This is a genomic window from Desulfosporosinus acididurans, assembly GCF_001029285.1.
GTDB classification, from domain to species: domain Bacteria; phylum Bacillota; class Desulfitobacteriia; order Desulfitobacteriales; family Desulfitobacteriaceae; genus Desulfosporosinus; species Desulfosporosinus acididurans.
In genome coordinates, this window is record NZ_LDZY01000041.1 from 1 (window position 1) to 5,181 (window position 5,181).

The 5,181-nt window shown below is 40.1% G+C and carries 7 protein-coding genes and 1 pseudogene; 2 read left to right on the forward strand and 6 right to left on the reverse strand.

Annotated features, from left to right (window positions below; genetic code table 11):
• Together DEAC_RS24430 and DEAC_RS21945 are read left to right on the forward strand one after the other, a co-directional pair.
• Positions 1-223, forward strand: a pseudogene (locus DEAC_RS24430) (IS110 family RNA-guided transposase); the annotation flags it as partial.
• A 430-nt stretch (positions 224-653) separates the two neighbouring features.
• On the forward strand, positions 654-1,622 hold the full coding sequence (locus DEAC_RS21945) for a quinone oxidoreductase family protein (RefSeq protein ID WP_047812200.1): 969 nt from the start codon (positions 654-656) through the stop codon (positions 1,620-1,622).
• Here DEAC_RS21945 and DEAC_RS21950 read toward each other — a convergent pair.
• The 6 genes from DEAC_RS21950 to DEAC_RS21970 all read right to left on the reverse strand — a co-directional run bounded on the left by DEAC_RS21950 (position 1,609) and on the right by DEAC_RS21970 (position 5,027).
• Positions 1,609-1,959 (reverse strand): hypothetical protein, encoded by a 351-nt coding sequence (locus DEAC_RS21950; RefSeq protein WP_047812201.1) that lies wholly within the window; start codon positions 1,957-1,959, stop codon positions 1,609-1,611. The genes DEAC_RS21945 and DEAC_RS21950 overlap by 14 nt on opposite strands.
• Positions 1,916-2,146 carry a gamma-glutamyl-gamma-aminobutyrate hydrolase family protein gene (locus DEAC_RS24030; RefSeq protein WP_200903181.1) on the reverse strand — a complete coding sequence of 77 codons (231 nt, stop codon included), beginning with the start codon at positions 2,144-2,146 and terminating at the stop codon, positions 1,916-1,918. Before DEAC_RS24030 ends, DEAC_RS21950 begins: the two co-directional genes overlap by 44 nt.
• Positions 2,147-2,209: 63 nt before the next feature.
• The gene (locus DEAC_RS21955) at positions 2,210-2,605 is read right to left on the reverse strand and encodes a DUF3795 domain-containing protein (RefSeq protein ID WP_047812202.1); all 396 of its coding nucleotides are present in this window, start codon (positions 2,603-2,605) and stop codon (positions 2,210-2,212) included.
• A gap of 587 nt (positions 2,606-3,192) precedes the next feature.
• Positions 3,193-3,621 (reverse strand): hypothetical protein, encoded by a 429-nt coding sequence (locus DEAC_RS24435; protein WP_242847249.1) that lies wholly within the window; start codon positions 3,619-3,621, stop codon positions 3,193-3,195.
• A gap of 87 nt (positions 3,622-3,708) precedes the next feature.
• Complete coding sequence (locus DEAC_RS21965) at positions 3,709-4,626, reverse strand: IS3 family transposase (protein WP_047812203.1); 918 nt, start codon at positions 4,624-4,626, stop codon at positions 3,709-3,711.
• Entirely contained in the window at positions 4,623-5,027 is a 405-nt protein-coding gene (locus DEAC_RS21970) for an HTH domain-containing protein (protein ID WP_047812107.1), read from the reverse strand. The genes DEAC_RS21965 and DEAC_RS21970 overlap by 4 nt, the downstream gene beginning before the upstream one ends.
• Positions 5,028-5,181: the final 154 nt, after the last annotated feature.

The window sequence follows — 5,181 nt, forward strand, 5'->3', positions numbered from 1 at the left end:
CAAGCAGTGATGCCGCTAGTCGNAAAAAACGCAGAGTTTGCAGAGATACACAACTACTACACAACAAGGATCAAGAATACCCCTGAAGAAGAAACAATCACTAATTGCCTTAAGCTGTAAACTAATTCGGGTGTTCTATGCAATATTAACAAAAGGTACAGAATACGATCCAGAAAAGCTAATTAAGGACATTCATCGTCCAGTTGAGCATTTAGCAGCGTAATTAGAATAGCAGCGAAACCATAAGAAACAAACGATCTGTGGGTTAAAGCGTCACCACAGAAGCGAGCAATCCAGGTAACCTAGCAAAACAAAAGAGCTGGTAGTCAGTCGCATAATTTTTCCATTAGAGCAAGGACTCGGTAGAGGAGCATAACTGACACCCAATCATGGATAGGTGGAACGAAGGAATTTAGGGCAGATTTATAATCTTGACCCTGTTAGACATGGGAGGTTTACCACCGTGAGAATCATGGGTTTACAACGGCCAACATATCCACAAATAGTAGACGTTGGCTTTGCCATATCCAATTTCTCCGAATTAGACATTTTATGCGAATTCTATCCGTGGTGAGCTAATTTGGTTAGCTAGGAATTCTATGAAAATACGAGATATCTAAAGAAAATATCAAGATATTATAGGGAGGTTCAATATGAAAGCAGCAATTATTAATAAATTAGGAGATATTCCAAGATATGAAGATTTCCCTGATCCTATTTTAAATGATGGTGATGTTACTGTGAAGGTAGAGGCTGTAATATTAGATTATGCAGTCAAAACCCTTGAAGCAGGTACTCACTTTGCCAGTAAACAATTCTATCCAAATTTTCCAGCTGTTGTTGGCCATGGCGGTATAGGTTCTCTAGAAGATGGAACACTTGTGAGTTTTCGAGGCATAAAGTCTCCATATGGTTCTATGGCAGAAAAGGTAGTGGTACCAAAGGCATTCACCACTCCAATTCCACAAGGAGTAACTGCAGAGCAGGCAGCAGTTATCCCGTCTGCTGCATTAAGTTCTCTCGGGCCTCTTAAATATATCGCAAAGCTTCAATTGGGTGAAACTGTACTGATTAACGGTGCTACCAGTGTTTCAGGGATGATTGCCGTACAAATTGCAAAGTATCTTGGAGCAGGAAGGATTATCGGAACAGGAAGAAATCCAGAATCAGGAGAAAAGCTGAGGGAGTTAGGCGCAGATGCTTTTATTAACCTTAACCAGCCGGATGAGAAAGTAGTGGAAGCCTTAAAAAGAGAAGCTGAAAACGGATACGATGTGATACTTGATTATCTCTGGGGTCACCCGGCAGAAATTATAATAAACTCCTTTACTCCAACTGCGCTCGGAATGCCAATTAAAAGAACCCGTTTTGTTCTAATCGGAGGATTAGCAGGATGGACTGCACAACTCCCCGGTCAAAGCTTAATAACTTCAGGCCTTGAGATTTATGGAATGGTGGGTGCACAGACCCCACCTGATGCTCTTGTTGAGGGTACCAAGCTTGTATGGGATATGATAAAACAAGGTAAATTAAGTATGGACATTGTAAAGTACCCACTTAAAGACATTGAAAAAGTTTGGAACATGGAGGAACATGGCAAGAGGATTGTTATTGTCCCATAAAATGTGTAAAGCCTAAAGTATGCGTCATCAAATTTTCATCGACACATTGTCGGATCAGCTCTGTAACCAGTGTAAGCTCGTGATGCAAATCTTCAGATTGAACATCCAAAGAAGCGGTATCCGTCAAAACCTGCTTTATTATTTTACAGTTCTCTATAATCTTATCTTTATTGCTAATCAATTGGTTCATGGAATTCAAAAATAATTGTTTCAGGATGTCTTCATAAACATGTGGGATCAAAACCAAATCAAATCTTCGCACATCGCAGGCTTGTGTGGAAGTTATGATTGTTTTACCATTCGGCAGTTTGAGAATGTTGCAGAGCTTTACTAACAATACTTGGAATATCCTGAATTAATGTTCCCCCTAATGCTACATTTAATAGTTGTACACCTCTACATGTAGACTCCCATCTTCTCCCACCTTCCTGTATCTGGGTGCATAACCGAAATGCATACATCCCATCCAACCCAATCCCTTCAGCTTTCCGGTTCGAAGAACGACTCTGGATAGGTAAGGACATCCCGCAGTATTAGCTGGTTAGCGGAGGCGAGGAATAGGTGTTTGTTGAATAAATGAACCATTTTTATTTCGAATGGAGTCCGTCCAGGTTCATTTTCTTTTGAAAAAATGCCAACTGCAACGTAAGATATTCCTCATTAGAACATTTATCTTTAATGCTATCTGCATATTTTTGGCTTTGTATAAACGTTTTTGAGCTTATTTCACAAGGATAGCTTGGACACATTCCACAGTCATCAACTTCTTTTGAACTCGCGCACTGTTGTATTCCATACCTGCAAAAATTTGAAGTTAAACACCCATAACATTTAATTTCTTCAGGAGATACAACTGTATCACGCCATCCGGCCCGAAACCATAAGTCTGCTGCCCCCTTAAGTTGAGAAATATCACCTTTTTCGGTAGCTGTGTACCTCGGACATACAGAACAATTATTTCCACAATAAGACAGCTTATTCATATGAGACTCCTTTCCCCCATACTGATATGACACATCCCACCAGCTTTTCAGCTCGGTGAACACCTTTGGTTAGGTAAGGACATAACGCAGCATTAGCAGTTTAGGGTTCCTTTTCTCCGGATAGATGGGCCACCCCTGACCCCACACTCATGACTGCTGGCTAACCTTTACATAAAGCGGCTTCTTGAAGCTCTAGTGATTATATCCGATAAATATAGTAACCCCATTTTCTCCTGTTCCCCTCTTTCCAGAAAAGAACCTTCATGATGAACAGATCACAACGGAAGATTTTATGCTATTAAAGTATTTACCATGGCCATTCCTAAATCCTTTAAAGGGATGGCCAAATTCATTACTTCCTATTGAAACAGTGCAAAATATAAGAAAAAAAACACCTCCTTTATCACAGAAGGTGCCCTAATCATTAGTTAATCCAGGGCAATTAACAAGTTACAATAATTTTCATAGCTTTGCCGATTTTAAATTATAGTCCATTTCACTAAGCCTTTTTCTGCAAATATCCCTTTCAGTATCGGTAAATAGTTCTTGATATTCATCCTTTATCACATGTGTTTCCACGGTTAAATCTAAACGTCCGTATTCACATAATACTGAAAACCATAGGTCCCTCCATCCTTAGAGATTAATTCTTTTGCCGCTTGAACTCCACATTTTTCAGATACCAATTGTAAGAAGCGCGTTGCGTTGTACTTTAGTTCTTTCTTAGCAGTGTTATATATATTTTGCATATCGGAAATGAATTTCGTTCCTATAGCATTCATCAAACTCCACCAATTCTTTCTATATTTGAGAACGTCCCAATTATTTAGATGATCAGTAACATCGACAGCATCCTCCCGAACTTCTTTTGCTGTTCCATTATTAACAACGAAGTAAAGGTGTAGAACGCCATTATCTCTAGATCGATTTTTATCTCGATACATTCCTAATTCCTCTGGTCGATATAAAAAGAAGTTCCACTTATCATCTTTGTCAACTACAGAGAAAAGGCACAATAGGAATACATTTTGTTGATTATTTCATCTAAATAAATGGTATGCCACGCATGGTCAATCCTTGGTGTCCATTATATGGGGTACATTTTATTCTTCTGTAACGAGATACTTGTAATACTCCCTTGGAGCTAATCTTGCCAAATCCCATTGGTATCGCTCGTTGTTGTAATAATCAGTCCAATCGCTGATCACTTGGTGAATTCCTTCAAATGTTGTGCATTGAGAAATGTCAATTTCATCTTTCATGTGACCGTAAAAGGATTCCTGCGGAGCGTTATCCCAACAATTTGCCTTTCGGGACATAGACTGCCTCAGTTCACTGTCCTTTATCAGTTGGATAAACTTTATACTTGTGTAGTGTGACCCTTGATCCGAATTAATCAGGGTCTCAGCTGTCAAAGAGATACCATAATTCTTGACGAGCTGGTTCACAGTTTCCAGAACAAAATCAATTTCGAGAGATTCACTCAGTACCCAAGCGAGCAACTCTTTTGTACAGGCGTCAATGATAGTAGACATATAGCACCGTGGCGCCTTTCCATTAATTATGTAGGTAATATCCGTCAGCAGAACAGCGCGGGGGCCGTGTGTTTCAAATTCCCGGTTCAGTAGGTTGGGAGCCACATTGTTGGTTTTCAGTGCTTTGGCCATTCTCCGGTACGGATTTGCTTTGCGAATAGGACAGAAAAGTCGATATTTGTTCATCAAACGTCGGATTTTCTTAATGTTCATGTGCACCGGAGGAGCCATATGAAGAAGCCGCATGTAAATACCGCGGGCTCCCTTATTGTAACCACGAAATCGGTAAGCTTCCACAATTATTAGGAAATCCTTTTGGTCTTGTTCTTCACGTTGTCGTCTGAGGTCTTTCGTTTCAAGGTAATGGTAGTATCCGGACCGCGAAACACCAGCAGCAGCGCATAGCCAGGCAATATTCAGCAAATTGTTGTCTCGCTGAGTCATCTCGCGAATGACTGCGTACTTAGCAGATGCGGGAATATTCATGATTCCGAATCCTCCCGGCCTAAAGATACAATTTTTTTTAGAAACTCTATTTCCTGATTTTTATAGGCCAGTTGCTGCTCAAGGTATTTTACTTTTGCTTCTGGATCTGTGCAGTCTTTGACATATGACCCGTACGTTTTTAAGTCTCTGAACCCTTTTCCCGCTCGGACTTCATTTCGGATCATACCCTTCAATCCAGTTAGACGACATTCGCCAAGAATATCAGGATCGATGCCGAGCTCGATAACAATATCTCGCGGCTCCTTTTCTTCTTGTATTGAATTCCAAAACAGTTCCTTAAATTTGGCTGAGAAATGCACAATACTAGGACTGACATCCAAAACATAAGGACTTGATCGGAGATGATTCATTTCTTCTTGAGTAAATTTTTTGTTAGCCATGCGGCATTCCTCCAATTCAGTCCAGTTTTATTGTTACCTGTTTGAACTGGAATCAAAACCGCTAGTTGTCCGAGGTTAAGGGTTTCAAAAACCCTTCTGTCCAAAATAAAGGGTTTTTAAAACCCTTGCTGTCCATTTTATAGGGTGCATTTTA